Source organism: Sorangium sp. So ce385, assembly GCF_051474135.1.
Taxonomy (GTDB): Bacteria; Myxococcota_A; Polyangia; order Polyangiales; family Polyangiaceae; genus Sorangium; species Sorangium cellulosum_D.
The window spans coordinates 1,694,317-1,716,833 of record NZ_CP150337.1; the positions used below are offsets into that span (position 1 = coordinate 1,694,317).

17 protein-coding genes are annotated in these 22,517 nt (G+C 73.7%); 8 read left to right on the plus strand and 9 right to left on the minus strand.

Annotated elements, in window-relative coordinates; all coding sequences use genetic code 11:
- The 4 genes from WME83_RS06245 to WME83_RS06260 all read right to left on the minus strand — a co-directional run bounded on the left by WME83_RS06245 (window position 1) and on the right by WME83_RS06260 (window position 4,308).
- Window positions 1–582, minus strand: coding sequence for a hypothetical protein (locus WME83_RS06245; protein WP_437318338.1), 582 nt, complete (start codon window positions 580–582; stop codon window positions 1–3).
- Between the two features lie 65 nt (window positions 583–647).
- Window positions 648–2,072: an AAA family ATPase gene (locus WME83_RS06250; RefSeq protein ID WP_437318339.1), complete on the minus strand. Its 1,425-nt coding sequence runs from the start codon at window positions 2,070–2,072 to the stop codon at window positions 648–650.
- 233 nt (window positions 2,073–2,305) lie between these two features.
- The gene (locus tag WME83_RS06255; protein WP_437318340.1) at window positions 2,306–3,340 is read right to left on the minus strand and encodes a PEGA domain-containing protein; all 1,035 of its coding nucleotides are present in this window, start codon (window positions 3,338–3,340) and stop codon (window positions 2,306–2,308) included.
- A 26-nt stretch (window positions 3,341–3,366) separates the two neighbouring features.
- Window positions 3,367–4,308 carry a hypothetical protein gene (locus WME83_RS06260; protein ID WP_437318341.1) on the minus strand — a complete coding sequence of 314 codons (942 nt, stop codon included), beginning with the start codon at window positions 4,306–4,308 and terminating at the stop codon, window positions 3,367–3,369.
- A gap of 242 nt (window positions 4,309–4,550) precedes the next feature.
- On the opposite strand from WME83_RS06260, the gene WME83_RS06265 reads away from it, so the two are divergent.
- The 5 genes from WME83_RS06265 (at window position 4,551) to WME83_RS06285 (ending at window position 10,819) form a co-directional block, all read left to right on the plus strand.
- Window positions 4,551–5,963 carry an SUMF1/EgtB/PvdO family nonheme iron enzyme gene (locus tag WME83_RS06265; RefSeq protein ID WP_437321971.1) on the plus strand — a complete coding sequence of 471 codons (1,413 nt, stop codon included), beginning with the start codon at window positions 4,551–4,553 and terminating at the stop codon, window positions 5,961–5,963.
- A complete protein-coding gene (locus WME83_RS06270) occupies window positions 5,960–7,348 on the plus strand; it encodes a formylglycine-generating enzyme family protein (RefSeq protein WP_437318342.1) in 1,389 nt (462 codons plus the stop codon). The genes WME83_RS06265 and WME83_RS06270 overlap by 4 nt, the downstream gene beginning before the upstream one ends.
- A gap of 77 nt (window positions 7,349–7,425) precedes the next feature.
- Window positions 7,426–8,883, plus strand: a complete 1,458-nt coding sequence (locus WME83_RS06275; protein ID WP_437318343.1) for a serine/threonine-protein kinase — start codon at window positions 7,426–7,428, stop codon at window positions 8,881–8,883.
- A 39-nt stretch (window positions 8,884–8,922) separates the two neighbouring features.
- Window positions 8,923–10,149, plus strand: coding sequence for a serine/threonine-protein kinase (locus tag WME83_RS06280; RefSeq protein ID WP_437318344.1), 1,227 nt, complete (start codon window positions 8,923–8,925; stop codon window positions 10,147–10,149).
- Window positions 10,150–10,303: 154 nt separating this feature from the next.
- Window positions 10,304–10,819 carry a hypothetical protein gene (locus tag WME83_RS06285; RefSeq protein ID WP_437318345.1) on the plus strand — a complete coding sequence of 172 codons (516 nt, stop codon included), beginning with the start codon at window positions 10,304–10,306 and terminating at the stop codon, window positions 10,817–10,819.
- Window positions 10,820–11,222: 403 nt separating this feature from the next.
- On the opposite strand, the gene WME83_RS06290 is transcribed toward WME83_RS06285, so the two are convergent.
- Window positions 11,223–11,444, minus strand: coding sequence for a YdcH family protein (locus WME83_RS06290; protein WP_437318346.1), 222 nt, complete (start codon window positions 11,442–11,444; stop codon window positions 11,223–11,225).
- Between the two features lie 329 nt (window positions 11,445–11,773).
- Between WME83_RS06290 and WME83_RS06295 the strand changes: the two genes are divergently transcribed.
- Complete coding sequence (locus WME83_RS06295) at window positions 11,774–12,946, plus strand: tetratricopeptide repeat protein (protein ID WP_437318347.1); 1,173 nt, start codon at window positions 11,774–11,776, stop codon at window positions 12,944–12,946.
- Window positions 12,947–13,030: 84 nt separating this feature from the next.
- Here the strand turns inward: WME83_RS06295 and WME83_RS06300 are convergent, their stop codons facing one another.
- Window positions 13,031–14,164: a vWA domain-containing protein gene (locus WME83_RS06300; RefSeq protein ID WP_437318348.1), complete on the minus strand. Its 1,134-nt coding sequence runs from the start codon at window positions 14,162–14,164 to the stop codon at window positions 13,031–13,033.
- A gap of 605 nt (window positions 14,165–14,769) precedes the next feature.
- Here WME83_RS06300 and WME83_RS06305 point away from each other — a divergent pair.
- Window positions 14,770–16,125, plus strand: coding sequence for a hypothetical protein (locus tag WME83_RS06305; protein ID WP_437318349.1), 1,356 nt, complete (start codon window positions 14,770–14,772; stop codon window positions 16,123–16,125).
- Window positions 16,126–16,234: 109 nt separating this feature from the next.
- Here WME83_RS06305 and tmk read toward each other — a convergent pair whose 3' ends face one another.
- Window positions 16,235–16,939, minus strand: a complete 705-nt coding sequence (gene tmk / locus WME83_RS06310) for a dTMP kinase (RefSeq protein WP_437318350.1) — start codon at window positions 16,937–16,939, stop codon at window positions 16,235–16,237.
- The gene (gene panC / locus WME83_RS06315; RefSeq protein ID WP_437318351.1) at window positions 16,940–17,824 is read right to left on the minus strand and encodes a pantoate--beta-alanine ligase; all 885 of its coding nucleotides are present in this window, start codon (window positions 17,822–17,824) and stop codon (window positions 16,940–16,942) included.
- Between the two features lie 43 nt (window positions 17,825–17,867).
- Here panC and ppk1 point away from each other — a divergent pair, with 43 nt between their 5' ends.
- Window positions 17,868–20,231, plus strand: a complete 2,364-nt coding sequence (ppk1, locus tag WME83_RS06320) for a polyphosphate kinase 1 (RefSeq protein ID WP_437318352.1) — start codon at window positions 17,868–17,870, stop codon at window positions 20,229–20,231.
- A 94-nt stretch (window positions 20,232–20,325) separates the two neighbouring features.
- Here the strand turns inward: ppk1 and WME83_RS06325 are convergent, their stop codons facing one another.
- A complete protein-coding gene (locus WME83_RS06325) occupies window positions 20,326–21,276 on the minus strand; it encodes a hypothetical protein (RefSeq protein WP_437318353.1) in 951 nt (316 codons plus the stop codon).
- Window positions 21,277–22,517: the final 1,241 nt, after the last annotated feature.

The window sequence follows — 22,517 nt, forward strand, 5'->3', positions numbered from 1 at the left end:
TCATCCCGGCCACCCCTGCGCGCGTGCGACGGCGCGGATCGCCTCGACGAGCTCCGTCTCGAAGATCTGGAATGCGGGCAGCGTCCGCAGCGCCTCCAGGCTGACCTCTTCGCCGAACAAGCGGTAGAGGCGCTCGGGCTTTCGTCGCATTCCCCCATCTCGTAAGAGTCGCCCTAGCGTCAGCTTGGGATCGGCCTCGCGCTCCGGCTCGGCGGGGAGCGCTGGCTGCGCTCCGCTCCCGAGCAAGGTCCGGAAGACCTCGGCGTCGACCAGCATCCATGCCTCGGTCTCGCGCACTGGCACGCACGGGACAGCCACGACGTTTGGAGACGCGCACCGGGCGGCGTCGATGCCAGGGTCGATGCAAGCCTGTCGCGCAGATCTCGGATCGCCTGCGCCGTCGGCATGGATGACGAACAGCGTGCATTCCGCCCAGCGGTCGGCGATGGCGGCAGCGATTCGCTCGGCACGCTCGCCCCGCGCTGGGGGCGGAGCATCGATCCCCAGGCTGTCCTCGATGTCGCAAGCGCCGGGAAACAGCGACAAGGCGAGCGAGGAGAGCAGACGATCGAGGAGGGGCAAGAGGAAGTGGTAGTCGCTCGGACCTTCCGCGTAGAGACCTGCGCGGAGGTAAAGCCGTCGTCTGGTCATCCGGCGGCCTCGCTGGCCGCGGCCTGGAGGAGCGTGTCGACCTCGCGCAGCGACAGGATGTGCGCGCCGTCGCCTGGCGCCTTCAGCTCACCCACGGCACGCGCGCGCGTCACGAGCTGGCCGTCACGGCGTACGAGATCCATGAAGCGCAGGTGCTCGGGCCGGTCCCGGAACGCAGCGAGGACGAGAGGGGAGTGGCTGGTGAGGAGGAGCTGCGTGGCCGGCTGAGCTGAGCCAGGAGGGGCTTCGCCTTCTGAAGCCGCTATCTCGCGCAGCAGCGAGAGCAGCGTACGCAGGCGACCTGGATAGATACCGTTCTCCGGCTCCTCCACGCCGACGATGGCTGGACGGGGCTCGACGTGGAGCGCCGTGAGCAGCGCTAAGGCGCGCAGCGTGCCGTCGGAGGCGAGGCGCGCCGGGAGGCGCTCGCCGCCGGAGAGCTTGAACTCGATGCGGAAGCTGTCCTCGTCGGGCACGACATCGAAGCCGGCGAGCCCCGGGATGAGGGAAACCAAATCCGCGCGGATCTCCCCGAGAGTCGGCGCTGGTAGATCGGCCAGGATGGTGGGCAGGTTCGAGGCGTCGGGGGCGAGCGCACTCGAGGCGGTGCGCTCGCTCGGCTCGCGCAGGCGCGCGGCGTCGAGCTGGAGGAGGCGGAAACGGGAGAGCTCCTCGGCGATGACGTGGATGACCGCGTGCCAACCCCTCTCCTGAACGTTTGAAGTATCCAATACCAGCCGCTTGATGTTCTCGTGAATCAGATGACGCAAGACGGCGCTCTTGCTCTGGAGGCCGAGCTGTTCCTTGAGGGCATCGAGCGCCGCGTTCGCCTCTGTGGTCGTGTAGAGAACGTAGCTTCCGATTCCTGTTTTGAACGCTGCGAGCGCAGAGTGCGTTCGCGGACAGCGATAATCCTCCTCCTCCTCGTTCCCGTCTTCGGGCGCGATGAGCACGCGCCGCTCCCGTAGCTTTTCTTCCTCCTGGCGAAAAATGATCTCTCGTCGAGGCGACTGCCCCTCGCTGGTAAGCACGCGAAGGTATTCTTCGGAGATCGCCAGCTCCTCTGCGCCTGATGGACGCGTCCGACGCTCGATGACAAGCTCGTACCGATAACGGGCCGGCAGCGGCGCTGCACCATCTCGAAACGGCGCTGGCGCGCCTCGCAGCAACACCTCGGCTGCGAACCGGATCGTCCTACCCGCCTCACCCCCAGAACGGCTGAACTGATCGACAACCCGCCCCCGCCCGAGCTTGAACGCCTCCTCCAGCGACATGGATGCGAGCTGTCCCAGCAGTGCGATCGCCTCCAGCAGGTTCGACTTTCCCGCCCCGTTCGGCCCGACGAACACCGTCAGCGGCTCCAGATCGACCGCGAAATCCCGCAGCGATTTGAAGCCATCGACCTCGAACCGCGTGATCATCGGTCGAGCCTACCATGCCCGCGCTGCCCTGCGGCTTGCCCACCTCCTTGCTCCGCGTGTCTCGGTCGGATCGACCGCGCTGCTCCGCCGTGGGGCGGTCGATCGGCGGCGAGGCTCATCAGGATGCGGCTCGCGGCTTGAGCCGCGCTGCTTGGTCGCATGCACGCCGGCGCTCGCCGCGCACGCAGCGCGGCGGCCTGGCGGCTCGGCGCCGCGCGACCGCGAGGCTCTCCTCACCACCGGATCGCCGTCGGCTCCGCGACCCAGTTCAGGCTCCCCCCGTCGTAGGGCGGCGGCGGTCGCGTCAGCGCGTACGTCAGCGCCGCGCCGCCCGCCAGCACGGCCGCCGCGCCCGTCCAGAACCACCACGCCTTCAGCACCGATGGCCGCACCGGGACCAGCTTGGCCGTCAGATCCGCCCGCTGCCCTGCGTGCAGATCGAGCGTCGCCGCGTACGTCTCGAACCCGTCGCGCACCACCTCGATCCGGTACTTCCCCGGCGGCCGCTCGATGTCGATCGGCGCGAGCCCCGCCTCGCGGCCGTCCACGCGGACGAGCGCCTGCGCCGGCTCGGCGCGCACCGCGACCCGCGCGGGGAGCAGCTCCAGCCGGAGGTCGAGCGTGGCCCTCTCCCCGGGCCGGTAGGTCTTCTGGACGAACGCATCCTGGCGCCCCGGCCGCGCCGCCCGGAAGAGGTGGACGCCGGGATCGAGCTCCACCGTGAAGGTCTTCTCCGCTGGCGCCTCCGCGCGCCCCGCCGGCGCCGGGAGCGCGATGAAGACCCTGGTCCCGCCTTCGGTGTCCACGCGGAGCGGGCGCCCGTCCACGGTCAGCGGCGTCCCCGCGGGATCCAGCGTCACCGCCACGCGGACGACGAGCTGGTCCAGCTCCGCGACGAACGCCCTGGCGTCGTCGATCTGCGCCTGCGCGAGGCCGTCCGCGCTCGCGAGCACGCGGCGGAAGGTGCGGCGCGCCGCGACGTAACGCCCCAGCGCGCGCTCGCAGAAGCCGATGTTGTACTGGACGATCGGCGCGTCCCGCGCCGCCGCCGCCTCCTCGAAGGCGGCGAGCGCCTCGCCCCACTGCGCGTCCTTCGAGCGCTGCACGCCGAGCAGGAACGCCGCCCTGCCGCGCGCGGTGCGCTCGTCGGCCGCCGGCGCCTCCGCCGGAGCCGCGGGCCCGCTCGGCTCCTCGGCGCTCGCGCGCCCCTCGACCCAAAGCGCCAATCCCGCCGCGACCAGGCCACCCAGGATCCATCGCGTCCGCATGGCGCCTCTCTCCGCCGACGGCCTCGTCATTCGGTCCCGCCGCAGGAGGGCAAGCAGTGGGCGAGCGCGCAGGCGAGGCGAGCGTTGTGCGTCTCCACCGCGGTCGGGAACATCTCCTCGCACGCCGTGAGGCAGGCCTGATCCGCGGATTCGCACTGGACCTGGCAGCTCTCCAGCAGCGCGCACTGGAGATCGTGATGGCAAGCCGCCATCTCGTCGGCGCAGTGCAGGATCTGGCACTCGACACAAGGGTGCAGCGGCTCATCGCCGCAGGCGTCGTCGTCGAAGCAGAAGTGCTCCATGCAGGCGACCCGGTGACCGTAGCGCTCGTAGCCGGCGGCGTGATCCTGGTAGCACTGGCCCTCACAGGGCGGGTAGTCCGCGCCCCCGGGACAAGCCTTGATGCACGCGACGAGATCCTGGCAGTCCTGGTCGTCTCTGCACGCCTGGTAGGTCTCGCAGCAGCGCTCGTCTTCGCACTTGTAACACACGTTCTCTTCCATCGACGCCGGACACGTCTGGTTGAAATCCGGGTCGGTCGCGGCGGGGACCTGCCCGCAGCCGGCGCACCGCGCGCCCGGACCCGAGGCGCGGCAGTCGATGAAGGCCTGCTGCGCGCTCTGACCAGCAGAGCCGGAGACGGGCGGACATGCCCTCTCGCACGCGGCGTCCGCGTCCCCATCGGCGCCGAGCGGGCACGCGTCGAGGCAGTCGAGGTAGGCGGCGCAGCCCGGGTCGGCCGCGCAGGCGTTCACCTGGGACACGCACGCTGTCCCCACGACGCACGCGCCGCACGCGCTCGTCCGGTAGGTGACCTCGCCCCCGCCGGCGCCTCCGCCGGTCCCCGATCCCGTGGTCGCCGCCGTCCCCGCGCTCGCGGGGAGGGGACCCCCGTCGCACGCCGGGGAGAGCGCCGCCGCGAGGGATACGGAGAGCACGGCGAGCACGGGCCGGGTTACCCACGACATACAATCTCCTCGCGAGCGGTGACAGCGTTTGGCGTTCTTCGGTCGGCGAGAGCGGCAATCGATCTTCGATCTTCGATCTTCGATGTTCGATATTCGAGCTTCGAGCTTCCTTCGATCGCGCTTGGCTCCGGCTCCCCTGGATGATAGCAGTGATGCTACCCGTGGCGCCGGTCGAACGGCAACGAGAAAGGCGGAACGTGGTGGAGCCGAGGCGCGCGCTCTCGAGGCTCGCCGTGCTCAGCATGGCTGTGCACGCGAGCTCCTGCGGCGGGCGAGAGCGACCGCAGCTCCTCGTCGTCGTGGACACCGACGCGCCGGTCGCCGCGCAGCTCCTCGCCGATCCGTCGATCTCGCCGGAGGCGGTCGTCGATACGGTGCGGTTCGACAGGTTCGACGACGCGTGGCGCCCGAGCTGCATCGACGACGTCGACTGTACGGCCAACTTCGTGCTGCCGGATCCCTCCTCGTGGCCGTTCTCCTTCGGGGTGGCCACGCCCGACGCGGGCAGCGCCGTGCTCCGCCTGCGCATCCGGGCGTTCCGCGGCGCCGTCGCCACGAGGGGCAAGGACGCCGTCGAGGGCAGGGCGTTCTCGACCATCGATCCTCCGCCCGAGGCCGCGATCGACCGGCTGCTCGAGGTCGCGCTCCCCTCGTCCGGCGTGGAGACGGCCCTGCTCGTGCTCTCGGCCGACTGCCTCGGCGTGCCCGCGTCGCTGCGGGATCCGCCGCGCACGTGCCTCGACGGCGCCCGGCGCGCGGCGGCCCCCGCCGAGGGCGTCGTCGCCGGCCCGGCCCCCGCGACGCGGGCCGGCACGTGGCCCCGCGCGCGCGAGGTGCCCTGCGGGGCCGCGCCGCCGGGCGCCGACGCCGTCTGCATCCCGGGCGGGCTCGGCTTCCTCGGCCAGGCCGAGCTCGCCGACGTCGACGAGCAGAGCGACGCCGCCGCCGCGCCCCCGCGGCCGATCTACGTGAGCCCCTTCTTCATGGATCGAACGGAGTTCACGGTCGGCCGCTTCCGGGATCTGCTGAACGACGGCCTCCTCGACGCGGCGGGCGAGCTCCCCAGCGGGCCCGATCCGGACAGGGGCGCGCTCGCGGGCTGCCGCTGGCTCGGCGCCGCGGACGGCGCGAACGACGAACACCCCCTCAACTGCCTCTCGTGGACGCTCGCGCGGGAGGCGTGCACGGCGAGCGGCGGCGATCTGCCGACCGAGGCGCAGTGGGAGCACGCGGCGCGCGGTCGAGGGCAGGGGCGCGTCTATCCCTGGGGCGACGCGTCGCCCGCGTGCTGCACGGCGAGCGCTGGGCGCGGGACGCTGTGCCCCGGCGGGCCGGGGCCGGAGGAGGTCGGCGCCCATCCGCCGTCGCCGGCGTGCGGCGGCCTCGGCGACGTGTCCAGGGATGGCGTCCTGGATCTCGGCGGGAACCTGAGCGAGCTGTGCGCCGACAGGCTGGTTCCTTACGGAGAGGGCTGCTGGGGCGCTCCCGGGATCTTCATCGATCCCCGGTGCGACGACGACACCACGAGGTCGCGCGCCGCCCGCGGGGGAGACTGGGCCAGCGGCCCCGCGAACACCCGATCTGCGTTCCGGAGGGGCGATGTGCTGGACGCGCTGCACGGCTTCCGGTGCGTTTACGCGGGAGGGGCGCCGTGACGGCCCGGCGCTCCCTGGGGGCGCTCGCGGCCGCGGGGCTCCTCCTCTCCGGGTGCGAAGCGGAGCCTCGCCAGTGGCTCGTCAGCGTCTCGACGGACGCGCCGGTGCCCCGGTTCGGCGATCACCTGCTGCTCGAGGTGATGGGCCCCGACGCGAGCTGCACCGGGTGCATGCGGCTCATCGGGGTGGACGGGCCGGACAGCCTCCCGGTCAGCTTCGGTGTGGTCCCGCGGAGCGAGGGCGCCGCCGTGCGCGTCCGCGCGCGGCTCTACCGGGCCGAGCAGGCGGGCCCCGACGGCCTGCCCGACGCCGCGGCGCTGATCGACGCCGTCGCCGTGCTCCCGCCGCTGCTCGAGGGCGAGACGCGCGTGGCCCTCGACCTGTCCATGCGCTGCTTCGGCGTCCCGAGCGCCCCCGGGGAGGGCGCGACCTGCGACCCGGAGACGGGCGCGCTCGCGCCGGAGCCGGTGCTCCCGCTGCTCTCCGACGTCGCGCCCCAGCCCCGACCCGGCTCCTGGCCGGGCGCGGCCCCGGTGCCCTGCGCGGGGCCGGCGCCCGCCGGCATGGTGTGCGTGCCCGGGGGGGTCTTCCTGCTCGGCGCGCCCCGACCGGGCTTCGCCGTCGATTTCGACGAGCTGAGCCAGCCCGAGCACCTCGTGCGGCTCGGCGCCTTCGCCATCGACGTGGACGAGGTGACCGTGGGCGCGGTCCGGGAGCTCGTGGCGACAGGGCAGCTCCGGTCCGAGCCCGGCGTCAGGGACGTCGACGCGCCGGGGTCCGGCCGGGGCGCGTGCACGTATCTCGGCGCCGAGGCTCGCGACAACGACGCCTCATCGGTCAACTGCGTCACGCACGCGCAGGCGGAGGAGGTCTGTTCCGCGCTGGGGAAGCGGCTCCCGACCGAGGCCGAATGGGAGTATGCGGCCGGCAACCTCGCCGACGAGACCGCCTATCCGTGGGGCAACGGCGGCGATCTCTGCGCAAAGGCGCTGCTCGGCAGGGGCCGGCACCCCATGGAAGCCGACGCGGGTGTGTTCGAGAACGCCGGCTGTCGTCCGCTCGGCGGGACGGTGCCCTGGGGGCCTGTCGCCGGAGGCGCGCCGGGCGACGTGACCGCCCTCGGCGTCCGGAACCTCGCGGGCAGCATGTCCGAGTGGATGGCCGACACCTTCGCTCCCTACACGGCGCCGTGCTGGCAGCCGGGCGGAGCGCTCCTCGTCGATCCGGTGTGCCGCGCGCCGGCCCCCGGCGCGGCGCAGGCCTTCTCGTATCGCGGGAGCTCCTGGGCGGGTTACAAGCTCTCGGCGCAGGCGACCGCGCGCGGCCATGACCGGCCGTCGACGTTCAATCAGGCCACCGGCTTCCGGTGCGCGCAATCGATGTGACCGATGTGACCGATGTGACCGATGGGATCGCGCGGCCGAGGATTGGGTCCCGCCGGGAACCACGGTACGCTGCGCTCGTGTCGGACGATCTCCAGGGCTCCTTCCCGGCCGGCAAGGTCATCGCCGGGCGCTTCCGGATCGAGCGCCTCATCGGCCGCGGGGGGATGGGCGAGGTGTACGCGGCCAGGAACCTCGGCACCGGGCGCGACGTCGCGCTCAAGGTGGTTCGCGGCGTCGCCGACGCCGCGCAGACTCGGCGCTTCCTCCGCGAGGCCAGGGCGGCGGCCGCGATCCAGCACCCGAACGTGATCGAGGTGCTCGACGTCTTCGAGGGCGACGATCACACGCCCGTGATGGTCATGGAGCTGCTCCGCGGCGAGCCGCTCTCCGCGCTGCGCAGGCAGAGGGGCGCCCTGCACCTCCACGAGGCGGCGCGGCTCCTCGTGCCGGTCGCCGCCGCGCTCCGCGCCGCGCACGACAAGGGGATCGTGCACCGCGATCTCAAGCCGGACAACATCTTCCTCTCCGAGCCTCAGGCCGGCGGGTGCGTGCCCAAGGTGCTCGACTTCGGCATCGCCAAGGTGCTCGACCCGGCCTCCATCAGCTCGGAGACCCATGGAGGCAACACCAGCACTGGCTCGATCCTCGGGACGCCGCATTACATGTCCTTCGAACAGGCGATGAGCGAGAAGGACATCGATCATCGGGCGGACATCTGGGCCATGGGCGTCATCCTCTTCGAGGCGCTCACCGGCCGGAGGCCGCTCGAGTTCGAGACCCTCGGCGAGATGTACACGGCGTTCCTGCAGCGCGAGGTGCCGTCGATCCGGTCGGCCGTCCCCGACCTGCCCGCGGACGTCGCCGACGTGCTCGATCGCTGTCTGCGGAAGCGGCGCGAGGATCGGCTCGCCGATCTCGGGCCCCTCATCGAGGTCCTCGGCCGCCACGCCGACCCGGCGTCGCCGGGCGCGCTCGCGGGCGGCAAGGTGGTCGGCGCGCTCGCGCCGCTCGCCGCGCCCCCGCGCCCCGCCGCGCCCGCCGCCGTCACGGACCGAGGCGGCCCCGCGAGGTCGCTGAGGCGGGCGGGCGCAGGCGCCGCGCTCCTCGCGGCGCTCGGCGTCGCGGCGTTCGTCGCCCTCCGTCGCCCTCCGGCGGACGCGCCCGCGCCTCCGGTCTCCGCGTCGGCCGCAGCGGAGGGCGCGCCCGCGCCTCCGGTCTCCGCGTCGGCCGCAGCGGAGGGCGCGCCCGCGCCTCCGGCCTCCGCGTCGGCCGCAACGGCGGGCGCGCGCGCGCCCGGTCCGGCGCTCCCTCCGCCCCCCACGCCGAGCGCGGCGGCCCCCGCCGCGCTCGCCCGAGACGATCGCGCGGCGGAGGCCGCCGCGCCGTCCGCGGTGCCTCCCGCGCGGCGCCCTTCGCCCAAGGCGCCCTCCGGGACGACGGCGGCGAAGGCGCCGGCGCCCTCGGCGACGCCGTCCGTGGCGCCTCCGGCGCCGAGCCAGCCGGCGAGGGGGATCGTCGACCAACTCCCGTACTGATGACGACCGGCGCGCTCCGCGTTACCGTGAGCGCACGCCATGGAAGGTCAATGTATCGCCGGGAAGTACCGCCTTGTCCGGCTCCTCGGCAAGGGCGGAATGGGCTCGGTGTGGCTGGCAGAGCACCTGTCGCTCCGCACGCCGGTGGCCATCAAGCTCATCGACGTCGAGGTCGCGAAGAACGCGAGCGCCCGCGCGCGCTTCGATCGCGAGGCGCAGCTCGCCGCGCGGATCCGCAGCGCCCATGTGGTCAAGGTGCTCGACCATGGCCTGACCGACGATGGATTGCCCTACATCGCGATGGAGTGCCTCGCGGGCGAGACGCTGCGCGACCGGCTCTCCGCGCGCGGGCGACTCACGCTGTCGGAGACGTCGAAGATCGTATCTCACGTGTGCCGCGCCCTCGCGCGCGCCCACGAGGCCGGGCTCGTGCACCGCGACATCAAGCCTGAGAACATCTTCATGGCGCGCGAGGATGACGGGGAGATCGTCAAGATCCTCGATTTCGGGGTGGCGAAGGCGACGGACGCGCTCTCCATCGCGGGGATGGATCCCACGCGCACGGGCGCGCTCCTCGGGACGCCTTACTACATGAGCCCGGAGCAGGCGAAAGGCCTGAAGAGCGTCGATTCCCGGTCTGACCTGTGGTCCCTGGGGATCGTGGTCTTCGAGTGCCTCACCGGCCAGCGCCCCTTCACGGCCCCGGCCCTCGGCCCGCTCATCGCGAAGATCCTGGGGACGCCTGCGCCCGCGCTCTCGGCGGCGGCGCCTTCCGCGCGCGTCCCCGCGGAGGTCGAGGCCTGGATGCGCAAGGCGCTCGCCGTCGATCCGGGCGCGCGCTTCGCCTCGGCCAGGGAGCTCGCGGAGGCGTTCCTGGTGGCGTCGGGCACGGCCGACTCGATGGAGCGCGGCCCCTCGGCGGGCCTGCCGGGCGCGCGGTCGCCGTCGGCCGCGGCCTCCCGGTCCGAGGCGTGGGACACGGCCGACACCGTGGCCCTGGCCTCGAACGGCGCACCCCCGCCGGCCGCCGCGACGCTGCCGGCCGGGGCCGCGACGCTGGCGGTCGCCGCCGTCACGCCGCCGGCCGTCGCGCCGTCGGCCGCCGACGCGCCGCGCGCCCCGGCGTCCCCCCTGGCCTCGGCGGCGGCGCCCGGGGCGGTCGCGGCGGCGCCGCCGGCGGTGCGCGGCCTGATCTGGGCGGTCGTCGTGCTCGGGATCGCGCTCCTCGCGGTGGGCGGCGTGCTCGCGGCGACCCTCCTGCGGTGAGCGGCGCCGCCGGTCTCGCGGCGCGCGGGCGGGCCCCCGACCCTCGGGCGCGGCGCCTCGACGCTCCGCCCCGACCGCGGCCGCGGTCGCCGGGTCGCGCGGTGCGCTGCCTTCCCGCTTGATCGCGCCGCGACGCGGGAGATACCCTCCGCGCATGCGCCGCCTGGTCTCGTGCGTCCTTCTCCTCTCCTCGTTCGCCCTCGCGCCGGGTTGCGCGACCTACAATCAGGATCTCGATCGTGCCCGCAGCCACTACGAGGCGAACCGGTTCGAGCAGGCGCTGGCGCTGTTCCGCGTGCTCGAGCACGACATGGACTCGTTCTCGGTCCCGGAGCGGGCGCAGTACGCCTACCTCCGGGGCATGACGGACTACCGCCTGGCCGATCTCGCGCCCCAGGGCACCGGTGTCGCCGATCCGCGCAAGGGCTACCGCGACAACGCGCGCCACTGGCTCGGGCTCGCCGCGGCGATCGAGAAGCAGACCCCCGGCGGCATCACGAGCGAGCAGAAGGGCCGGCTCACCGAGACGCTCGCGGATCTCAACCGCGACGTGTACGGCGGCGCCGAGACGCTGCCGGAGGGCGGCGCCGCGCCCGAGGGCGGGCCGCAGCCCGATGCTGCGCCGGCATCGCCCGCCGAATCGCCGGAGCCCGCGGCGCCCACGCTCTGACCGCGGCGCGCCTGCGTCCGCGGCGCTCGCGCCCCTGCGCGTCACCGGCGCCCGCGCGCCTGCGTCGTTCCGCCCCCTGCATCGTTCCGCGCGCCTGCATCGTTCCGAGCGCCCGCGTCGTTCCGCCCCCTGCATCGATACCGCGCGCCTGCATCGTTCCGAGCGTCCGCGTCGTTCCGCGCGCCTGCGTCGTTCCGCCCCCTGCATCGATACCGCGCGCCTGCATCGTTCCGAGCGTCCGCGTCGTGCCGCGCACGGGTACTGCACCGCGCGCTCGTGGTGCGCTTCGTGCGAGCGTCCCACCGTGTGGGCGCGCTGGATGGCCTGGACAGGAGCTGCGAGAGGAGACGTGGGGCGGGGCGCCGTGCGTGGCGCTGTGGGATCGCTGGTCAGCCGGGTCGCGCTACGACATCCGCCGGCGCAGCGATTCGATCTCGTCCTTCGCGGCGAGCTTGTGTTTCTTGAGCTGGGCTGCCTCCATCCTCTCCCCCGGTGTTAAGAACGCCCGCCGACCCAGCTGCCTGAGCCGCGAATCGAGCTCGCGATGACGCGCTTCCGCCATACTCAGCCGCTGCTCCGGGCCGACCGTCGTCACCGCGCGGGGAGAGATGATCTGATGCTTCATGTACCCACCTCCAAGGCCCACAACAGGGCCGTGATGCCTTCGAGAGCCCACAACAGAAGCCCTCGTTCTGATCGTCGCTGGAGAGGAGATCGCCGCCGCGAGCTATGAGCGAACAGCGGCCTGTGGAACGAAGCGAGATTACCGCATCATGGCGGCTCGATGCAGGCTTTTTGTCGGGGGGTACCCTCTGTAACATCCCGGATCAGCAGCTGAAACCAGGGATTGCCCTACAGGCGCGCAGCAGTACACCTTCGTTCCGGACGGCCAGGCTGGCATCTCCGTCCGCGCGAGAGGGACAACCTCGACCGTGGGGCTATTCTTCCCGGGCCATGTCGCTTCCCCACATCGCCCCGCTCGCCGCCCTGACCGCTGTGGTCGCCCTGGTGGGATGCACCTCCGAGGCCACGGCGCCGGCCCCGGCGCGGTCCCCGCGGGCGGCCTCGGCGCGGGCGCCGGTCGAGCTCGCGCCGGTCGTCGTCTCGCCCTACTCGGACGCGGAGCTCGCGGCGGAGTTCGAGCGGGCGCGCGCGCTGCTCCTGGCCGACAAGGCGCGCGAGGCGGCGCCCCTGTTCGATCGGCTGGTCCGCCTCGCGCCGGACGGCGAGGTCGCGCCCCCCAGCCTGTTCAACGCCGGGCTCGCGCACGAGGCGCTCGGCGATCGCGCGCTCGCGGCCGAGCGCTACCGCGAGGTCGCGCGGCGCTTCCCGGATCACGCGGTCGCGCGCGGCGCCCTCTTCCGGCTCGCGCGCGCGGCGGCCGCCCTCGAGCGGTGGCCCGAGCTCGTCGAGGTCGCGCGCCGCCTGCTCCGCCTCGGCGATCTGAGCGTCCTCGAGGCGATCGAGGCGCGCGGCGCCCTCGCGCTCGGCCTCGTCGAGCAGGATCTCGTGGATGAGGCGGCGCGTCAGGTCGGGCTCGCGCGCGATCTCATCGAGGCGCACCGGCTGGGCGAGGCGGGCAAGCCGCCGCTCGAGCTCGCGCAGGTGAGCTTCGCGCTCGGCGAGGTGCGGCGGCGCCGGAGCGAGGCGATCACCTTCGCGCCGGTGCCGGCGAACTTCGCCGAGGCGCTGGAGCGGCGCTGCCAGGGGCTGCTCGACGCGCAGAGCGCCTACACCGAGGCCATGCGGAGCCTCGACGCCCACTGGTCGGCGATGGCCGGCTACCGCATCGGGCAGCTCTACAAGGAGCTCCACCGCGACGTGATGCGGGTCCCGCCGCCGCCGAGCGCCGACACCCCGAGGAAGAAGCAGCTCTTCGAGGGGGCGATGCGCCTGCGCTACCGCGTGCTCCTGGAGAAGGGGCAGAAGATGCTGGCGGGCACCGTCCGCCTCGGCGATCGCACCGGGGAGGCGCCGCTGTGGGTCCTCCGGGCCCGCGACGCGCAGCGCGAGATCGAGCTTTCGCTCGCCGACGAGCAGGCGGCCCTGGCGCGGCTCCCGTTCACCGAGGCCGAGCTCCTGGCCGCGCTCGACGCCCTGAAGACCGAGCCGCCGCGGCGGCCGTGATCCCCGCGCCGGCGGCGGCCTGAGCGCCGCGCGGGCGGCGGCCCTGGGGCCCCGCGCGGGCGGCGGCGGCCGGGCGCGCGGCGCTCAGTTCAGCGTCGGCTCGCACCCGAAGAGCACGTCGAGCTTCGCCTGCACCTCGCCTTGCACCGCCCTGCAGGACGCGGGGCAGAGGACGATCTTCTTCGGTTGCAGCTCGTCGTCGTAATACCACCCTGGCCCCGCGCCGCAGTCGGCCTCGCCGTCGGCCTTCGGGATCTCCAGCGCGCTGGCGCTCGCCGTCGCGAACTTCACCGCGACCCGGCTCGTGTCCAGCGTCGCGCCCGCGGGCGGGTCGGGGATGAGGAGCTCGCACGGCAGCGCCGACGCGCGGATCTCGGCCATCTTCGCCGAGAACGCGGCGACGTCCGCGGTGACGTCGAACGCGCGCGCCGTCCCGCCCGCGGCGGCGATCTGATCCAGGTTGGCCACGGTCGAGCCTTCCACGGCGATGACGTACGTCTGGACGCCGTTGTAGTTGAGCGCCCGCTGCGCGATCTGCGCGGTGCTCGCGACGGTGTTGTCGGCGCATCCGGAGGGATCGCCGTCGGTCGCGAGCACGACGATGACCTTGTGGGACGGGTTCGCGTCCTTGTAGGCGGTCGCGTTCGAGAGCACCCCCTGGAGGGCCGGGCGCATGGGCGTCCCCCCGCCCGGCGCGGTGCCCTGGATGGAGGCGCAGATCTCCGGCGTGTGCAGCGGCAGCTCGCCGATGGCGACCGCGAGCTCGTCATAGGCCGCGTGCTCGCAGTCGTTCGTTCCATTGTTGCCGCGCGGGAAGTAGGTCAGCCCCACGTTCATCCCGGCGGAGGCGGCGTCGTTCACGAACGTGGAGAGCGCGCTCGTGACGCCGCTCCATTTCGCGCCGAGCATGCTCCCGGAGCGATCGAGCAGAATGAGCATGTCGAGCGGCATGAGCGCGGCCGCCGCGCTCGTCTGGGCGCAGGAGGACCCCTCGTCGAAGCCGCCATCGCCGGTCGCGCCGAACCCTGCCCCCCCGAGCGACGCGCCTCCGCCCGTGGCGCTCGCGCCGAAGGTGCCGCCTCCGCCGCCCCCGCCGTCCTCCGGCGGATCGACGCGCGCGGGCCTCCTCTCGTCGGTGGCCGCGCAGCCGCCCGATGGCGCGGCCAGCCCGGCGGCGACGAGGAAAGGGGCAAACACCAAATGACGTCGGAAGGACATCTCTGCGCTCCTCTTCAAATTGATGCGACGTGGCTCGCGGTCGCGAGGGCTCCACGCGCGAAGTGGTCTGTCTATCGAGGGGTGGCCGAGCTCCGAGACGATCTCGTCAGCATACTGCAACTCTCGAGGGAGGGGCGATAGGGGCTCTCCGGTTTGTGGGCCTTCTTGGTGACGTGATGTCTTTGCTCTCGTCGCTGTCTTTGCTTTCGTGGCTCCTCACGGCCCCTCGCGGCGCGAGAGGCCTCGTGTGCTCGTCGCCGCCGCGCGCCGCGCGGCCGCCGGTGGCCGCGGCGCGCGCGGACCGTTCCGGGTGCTCGCGCGCCGGAACATCATGTTTCCTTGCGCAGCCGCGAAGGACGCGTAATTCCCACGAGGTGCGTCACGCTTGCTGGAAAGAGGCGAACATGACTAGGTGGATTCCATGGGTAATTTCCGCTGTCGCCCTGACGGATCTCGGCTGTTCGACCGCGACGTCCGCTGGCAGCTCGGGCGCGTCGGGTGACGGCGGCGCTGCCGGCGCGGCGGGCGCGAGCGGCGGTGGCGGCGGGGGCGGGGCCGCCGCTCCGTGCGAGATCGACTGTTCGCTCGTCCCGACGCCGCAGTGCATGGCGGCCGTGTGCAACGCGGCGACGCGCAAGTGCGAGCTCGTCCCCAGCGCGGGCGGGGAGCCCTGCGACGACCGGGACGCCTGCACGGTCGGCGAGGCGTGCGCGGACGGCGTCTGTCAGGGCGGCGCCCAGGAGGACTGCGGCATCGAGCCGGACAGCTGTCATGTCGTCACGTGCGTCGACGCGCGCGGCGAGCCCCGCTGCGGGGTGGAGCCGAAGGAGGACGGGGCGCCGTGCGCGACGGAGGATCGCTGCGTCCTCAACGCCGCGTGCGCGGACGGCGCCTGCGTCGGGACCCAGCGGGATTGCTTCTTCTTCCAAGTGCCGGACTCCTGTCATGTGGGCGCGTGCAACCCGGCCACCGGTGCGTGCGAGGCGGTCCCCGGGAACGAGGGCGCGCCGTGCGCGGACTCCGGCGACCTCTGCATGGTCGGCAAGACCTGCCAGAGCGGCCGCTGCGAGGGAGGCGTCCCCAAGGACTGCAGCGCGCTGAGCGCCGGATGCAACGATGGCGCCTGTGATCCGGGCTCTGGCAATTGCTATGCTGAGCCGATCGCGCCGGGCGGCGCCTGCCTCGCCGGGACCGACGAGTGCAATCGTGGCGTCTGCGACGAGCACGGCGCCTGTATTTCCATGCCTACCCCCGGGGCGTCGTGCTCCTCACAGACGGTCGGCTGCACGCGCGGCGTCTGCAGCGACGCCGGGGTGTGCACGGCGCGCTCGGTCCCCGACGGGGGCGTCTGCGTCGACAGCGACTGGTGCACCGTGGGGGAGTCCTGCCTGGCCGGCGTCTGCCAGGGCGGCGGCGCCGCGGCGACGCCGGCCGTCTATTTCCGGGATACGTTCGAGAGCAACGCGGCCGGGTGGGAGCTCGGTCCGACCTGGCAGATCGGCCCGGCGGCGGCGTCCACCGGGCAGACCTACGGGCACGCCGATCCGGCGCTCGATCATACGGAGACGCCGGACAACGGGGTGGCCGGCGTGGTCATCGGAGGGAACGCGCCCCCCGGCGTCCACCCGTATTTCTATCTGACGAGCCCTGTGATCGACGCCGATGTCGAGGGCGGCGTGTATCTGACGTTCTGGCGCCTCCTGAACAGCGATGAGGCGCCCCACATGACGAACCGGGTCGAGGTCTACGACGGCGTCCGGTGGAAGGTGCTCTTCGAGTCGGGGACCTACCCCGGCGTCCGCGACCCGGCCTGGACGAAGATCCGTTACGACCTGACCCCCCACAAGAGCGCGCGCCTGCGGATCCGGTTCGGCTACCAGATCGGGCGGGACTCCTTCGTCGACACCGTGTCGAGCTGGAACATCGACGACGTGGAGATCGCGAACGCGGCTTGCCCGTAGCGCGCGACTCAGAGGCTCGGGCCAGCGAGGCGCGGAGGGCGCGCGGCCGCACAGGGGCGCTGCGCGCTCCGCGGCTCCGCTCGGAGGCTCGAGGAGCCGCCGCCCCGATTCACCGCTCGACGACCGGCGCGAGCGCGGCGGCGATCGCGCGCGAGACCTCCTCGACCGTGCCGCCCCCGTCGACGTGGATGACGCGGTCCCCCGGCACGAGCTCCTCCGCCCGGCGGTAGGCCTCCGCGAGCCGCGCCTGCAGCTCGGTCTTCTCGAACAGCTCCTCTGCCCCCCCGCGGCCGCGGCGCCGCTGCTCGGCGATCTCCGGCGCGACGTCGATCACCACCGTGGCGTCGGGCCGCCGTGCGTGACGGTTCAGCGTCCGGATCCACCCAAGAATATCCCCGGGCTCCCCGCCGCCGGCGGCCGTCGTGGACTGGTAGGCGAGGCTCGAGAGGTCGTAGCGATCCGAGATCACGACGTACCCGTCGCGGAGGAGCGGCTCGACCTCGGCGCCGAGGTGATCGAGGCGGTCGGCCGAGAAGAGGAGCGCCATCACCTCGGCCTGGCGGGCGCTGGGCAGCGAGATCCGGTGGGTCAGCACCTGCCGGAGCAGCGCGCCCACCGGCCCGGCGCTCGGCTCGCGCGTGACGTGGACGAGGCGCCGCGCGGCCCTGAGGTGCGCCGCGTAGCGCTCGGCCTGCGTGCTCGTGCCGGCGCCGTCGATGCCCTCGAAGACGAGGAAGACGCCGCGGCCGGCCTGTCCGGCCGGGCGCGGGGACGGGGCGGGGCCCTCCTGCTCGGCGCTCGTCCTCGCCATCATCTAACCGTTCTCCTCGACCGCGACGGGCGCCGCGTCCTCCCCGAGGACGACGTTGTCGATGAGGCGCGCCGCCCCGAGGCGGACGGCGACCGCGAGCAGGGCCCGGTCGCCGACCGCGGCCTCCTCGCTCCAGATCGCGAGGGACTCCGGGTCGGCGAGGTCGACGTAATCGATGCTCGTCGCGACGGCCGCGAGGCGCGCGCGCGCCGGCCCGAGGAGCGCGGCGGGGCGCCGCTCGCCGCGGGCGAAGGCGCGGCACGCCTCGGCCAGCGCGCGCGGGATGGCGCGCGCCGCGCTCCGCTGCTCGGGCGAGAGGTACGCATTGCGCGACGACATCGCGAGGCCGTCGGGCTCGCGCACCGTCGTCGACCCGACGACCTCGACGGGCAGGAACAGGTCGGCGGCGAGCCGCCGGATCACCTGGAGCTGCTGGTAGTCCTTCCGGCCGAAGACGGCGACGCACGGGCCGGCGAGCGCGAGCAGCTTCGTGACCACGGTGGCGACGCCCTCGAAGTGCCCGGGCCGGTGGACGCCGCAGAGCGGGGCCGCGGTCGCGCCGACGCGCACGCGCGTCTCCTCGCCGGGCGGGTACATCGCGTCGACCTCGGGCGCGAACACGCCGGCGGCGCCGGCCTCGGCGCAGGCGGCACGGTCGCGCTCGAGCGTCCGCGGGTAGCGCCCGAGGTCCTCGCCCGCGCCGAACTGCGTCGGGTTGACGAAGACGGTCACCGCGACGAAGTCCGCTCTCCGCCGCGCTTCCGCGATCAGCGCGAGGTGTCCAGCGTGGAGCGCGCCCATCGTCGGAACGAGGCCGACGCGGCTTCCGTCCGCGCGCGCCCGCGCGCAAGCGCGCCTCAGCTCGTCCGGATGTCGCCAGAATTCCATGGGCGGACCCTACCAGACCTGGGCTAAATTCGGAGCTTCGACCATGATCGACCTGCCCTCTTCCAGCGATACCACCTTCGCCTCGGGCCCAGGTGGCGACTCGGACACCGCTCAGGCCGACCGGCCCGCCGCGGGCTCCGGCGACGCGGCCGGCGCGAGGTCGGGGGCGAGCGCCGCCCCGGCGAGCGGCCCGGTGTCGATCCCGGCCGCGTCGGGGCCGATCCCGATCGAAGGGGACCCGAATCATTACCTGAACCGGGAGCTCTCGTGGCTCGAGTTCAACGCGCGGGTGCTGGCGGAGGCGAGGGCGCACGAGGTGCCGCTGTTCGAGCGCCTCAAGTTCCTGAGCATCTTCTTCTCGAACCTCGACGAGTTCTTCATGGTGCGCGTCGCCGGCCTCCAGGCGCAGACGCAGCGCACGATCGCGGAGGTCCCGCCGGACGGGCTCACGCCGCACGAGCAGCTCGTGGCGATCGGCGCGCGGGTCCACGCGCTCGTCGACGACGCCTACCAGCTGTGGAACTCGGACCTGATCCCGGCGCTCCAGCGCGCCGGCATCGTGATCGTCAAGCCGGACGAGCTCGGCCCGACCGAGCTGAGCGCGCTCGACGATCGGTTCCGCACCGACATCTTCCCGATCCTCACGCCGATCGCGATCGACCCGGGGCACCCGTTCCCGCACCTGCGCAACAAGATGATCAACCTCGGGATCATGTTCTCCCGGGAGCACGAGGCGCAGGAGCCCGGCTTCGCGGTCATCCAGGTGCCGCCGATGCTGAGCCGGCTGATGAAGGTCCGCGTGGAGGGCGCGACGCGCGCCTTCGTCCTGCTCGAGGACGTGATCGCCCGCCACGTGAAGGATTTCTTCCCCTCCGGCAGGCTGCGCGGCACGTACCCCTTCCGCGTCACCCGGAACTGGGACCTCGAGATCGACGAGGAGGAGGGCGAGGACCTCCTCGAGACGATCCAGGCCGAGCTCCGCCGGCGCGACCGCGGCAACGCCGTGCGGCTGGAGATCGGCATCGGCGAGGGCGCCGGCACCTCGGTCCAGCGGCTCTGCCGTGCCCTCAAGGTCGACGCGTCGCTCGCCGTCTACCGGGTGCCCGGGCCGCTCCACATCGCCGATCTCATGGGCATCGTCGCCGACGACGAGCGCCGCGAGTACCGCGACGAGCCGTTCTCGCCGCAGGTCCCGCCGCTCTTCCGCGACGTCGAGGACATCTTCGCCGTCATCCGGGAGCAGGACGTGCTCCTGCACCACCCGTACGAGTCGTTCGATCCGATCGCCGAGTTCGTCTCCCGCGCGGCGGACGATCCGAACGTCCTCGCGATCAAGCAGACGCTCTACCGGACCGGCGGCGACTCGCCGATCTTGAAGGCGCTGGCGCGCGCGGCCGAGAGCGGCAAGCAGGTGACGGCCATCGTCGAGCTGAAGGCGCGCTTCGACGAGGCGAGCAACATCCAGTGGGCGAGGACGCTGGAGCAGAGCGGCGTGCAGGTGATCTACGGCCTGCTCGGGCTGAAGACGCACGCGAAGGCGCTGCTCGTCGTGCGGCGCGAGAAGGACAAGCTGCGCCGCTACGTGCACCTGTCGACGGGCAACTACAACCCGCAGACCGCGCGGCTCTACACCGACATCGGCCTGTTCACCGCGAACCGGGAGATCGGCGAGGACATGACGTCGCTCTTCAACCTGCTGACCGGCTACAGCGCGCCGCCCAAGTGGAACCGCCTCATCGTGGCGCCGCTCGGCCTGCACGAGGCGGTGCTGGGGCTCATCGCGCGCGAGGCGGCGCACGCGCGGGCCGGGCGCAAGGCGGAGATCGTGGCGCAGATGAACGCGCTCGTGGACGTCGACGTCATCGACGCGCTCTACGCGGCGTCGCAGGCCGGGGTCGACATCAAGCTCGCGGTGCGCGGCATCTGCTGCCTCCGGCCGGGGATCCCGGGGCTCTCGGAGCGGATCCAGGTGCACGCGATCGTCGATCGCTTCCTCGAGCACAAGCGGCTGTTCCGGTTCGCGAACGGCGGCAGCGAGGAGGTCTACATGTCGAGCGCCGACTGGATGCCGCGCAACTTCCACCGCCGGGTCGAGCTGATGGTCCCGATCATCGAGCCGGCCATCCGCTCGCGCGTCGACGACATGCTGAACACCGTGACCTCGGACACGGCGAAGACCTGGGAGCTCGCGAGCGACGGCAGCTACCACAAGCTCCAGGTGCCGAGCGGCGCCCCGCTGCTGCGGTCGCAGCAGCGCTTCATCGAGCTCGCGCGCGAGCGGGTGAAGCTCAGCGATCCGCTGGCGCGCGGCGGCGGGCGCTTCCACATCCTCCGCGTGCCCGCGAGCGCGCCGGACGGCGAGTCGCGGCACCGCAAGGGCGGCAAGAAGAAAAAGAGCCTCTCCTGACCGACGGCGCGCCCCGGCGGCCTCGCGCGGGCCGGGCGCGGGCGAGGGGGGCGCTGTCAGAGCCGCGATGCGCGGCGCGGGCGAGGGAGCGGCGTCAGAACCGCGTCCGCAGCGCGGCGGACCCGGGGCCGAACGAGAGCGTCGTCTGGGCGGGCTGCTCGGGCGCCTCGGCGGTGGCCGGCACCTTCCTGCCGCCGATGACCCAGAGCGGGATGCCCACGGCGAGCATGATGCCGCCGCCGATCGCGACGAGCGCGCCGGCGACCTGGCGGGGGCCGTCGGTGCGCGTGTCGCAGATGCCCGTGGAGCCGCCGAAATCGCAATAGATCTCGTAGCGCTCGCTCGCCGAGGCGAGCAGGCCGGTGCCGGCGAAGAACGCGATCGTGCCGCCGGCGGTGAGCGCGATGCCGCCCGCCATCAAGCCCGGGCTGTTCCGGCGCAGCGGGACCGGCGGCGGCGCAGGCGGGATCTCCTCGGCGCGCGCCGGGTAGCCCGGCGGGAGCGGCGGGTAGGCGCCGCCGTAGGGCGGGTAGCCGCCGGGGTAGCCGGGCGGCGGGTAGCCGGGCGGCGGGTAGCCGGGCGATGCGCCCGGCACGGGCGGAGGGACCTGCTGCGGCGGCGCGGGGTACGGCGGCGCGGGGTACGGCGCCGCGGGGTACGGCGCCGCGGGGGAGGGCGGCGCCGCGCCGTCCGGCGCAACGGGAGCCGGCGTCGCGGCGGCGGGCGCCGCGGGGGGAGCGCTGCCGGGCTGCGGCGCAGCGGCCGGCGGCGCCGCGCCCGGTTGCGCCGCGCCCGGTTGCGTCGCGCCCGGTTGCGCCGCGCCCGGCGGCACAGCGGCCGCGCCGGGCTGCCGTGGAGCGGCCCCTGGATGGGCGGGCGGCGCCGCAGGAGGCTGCCGTTGCGGCGCCGGTTGCGCGGCCGCGGTCGCCACGACGAGGAAGCCGGACAGCGCGACGCCGAGCGGCACGGCGAGCGTCCGCCCGCAGGAGAGCGGCGATCGGCGCGGCGGTCGGGCGGCGTCGGGCGAGGCATTCAAGCGAAGCATCTCGGGCGTCCTTTCATCGCAGCGTTTCGGTCATTCGTAGGGAGCGTCGGCGGGCGTTGGCGCTGGCTCCGGCCGCGGCGTGGCTCCAGCCGGCGGCGTGGCTCCAGCCGGCGGCGCCGCTCCGGCTTGCGGCGTCGCTCCGGCCTGCGGCGCCGCTCCGGCTTGCGGCGTGGCTCCGGCCGGCGGCGTCGTGCCCGCTGCCTGCGTTGCCGAGGCCTGCGGCGTGGCTCCGGCTGGCACGGCGGCTGGCTTCGCCGCGCTCGGGCGCTTCTTCGGCGGCGCTGCCGCCGCGGACGCGGCGCCCGTCGTTTCCGCCTGCGGGCCGGCGCTGGCCGCAGCGCGCTGCGACGCTGCAGCGCTCGCCGGCGCCGCTGCGGTCGCTTCGGCCGTCACGATGGTCGGCGGCGACGGGTCGACGGGAGGTCGCGCCGGCGGCTCGCTCGCCTCCGCCGGCGCAGCAGGAGGCGCGCTGGAGGGCTCCGGCGCGGCGCGCTCCTGCGGCGGGCGAGCGGCGCTCGCGGGCTCTGCCTTGGCGCGCTCCGGCGCGCGTGGCGACTGCGCGGCGAACACGATCACCGCGGCGAGCGCCACGAGGCCCAGGAAGACGAGGAGCACGCGATCTCTCCCCGCCTTCGAGCGCGCCCCGCCGCCGCGGGCTCGCGCGGGCTCCGCGGCCTTCGCGGCGGCGCCGCGGGCTCGCGCGGGCTCCGCGGCCTTCGCGACGGCGCCGCGGGCTCGCGCGGGCTCCGCAGCCTTCGCGGCGGCGGCTCCGCCCGCTCGCGCGCGGAGCCCGTCGTCTCCCTCGCGTCGCTCGCGGTCCGTCGCGGGATCGACCCGTGCTCGATCCGCCGCGCCGTCGACCGGGTCGCTGCGCGACGGCGGCCCCGCGATCCTCGCGTCCACGCGGGACGCAGCCCCTGACGCGGCGCCGCTCTGCGGCGCCTTCCGCCGGCTTTCTTTACGCTGAGCGCGTGAAAGCTTCTTCGCCACGCAGCGACCGTACCGAACAGCAGCCGGGCCGCCAAGAGCCGCCGGCGCGCGTCGGCGTCCGCTTCGTGCCGCGCGCCAGCGCCCTGCGCAGCGCGCCTCCCGAGCGCGCCGCGTCGCCTCGGATCGACGCGGGTCGCGCGCCGGTCAACCGCTGCGAGGACGCGCCCGAGCACCGCGCCCATCGCCGAAGAAGCCGCAGAAGATCAGCGCGCGGACGCATCCAGCAGGAACGGGCGTCGTACCGCTTGACA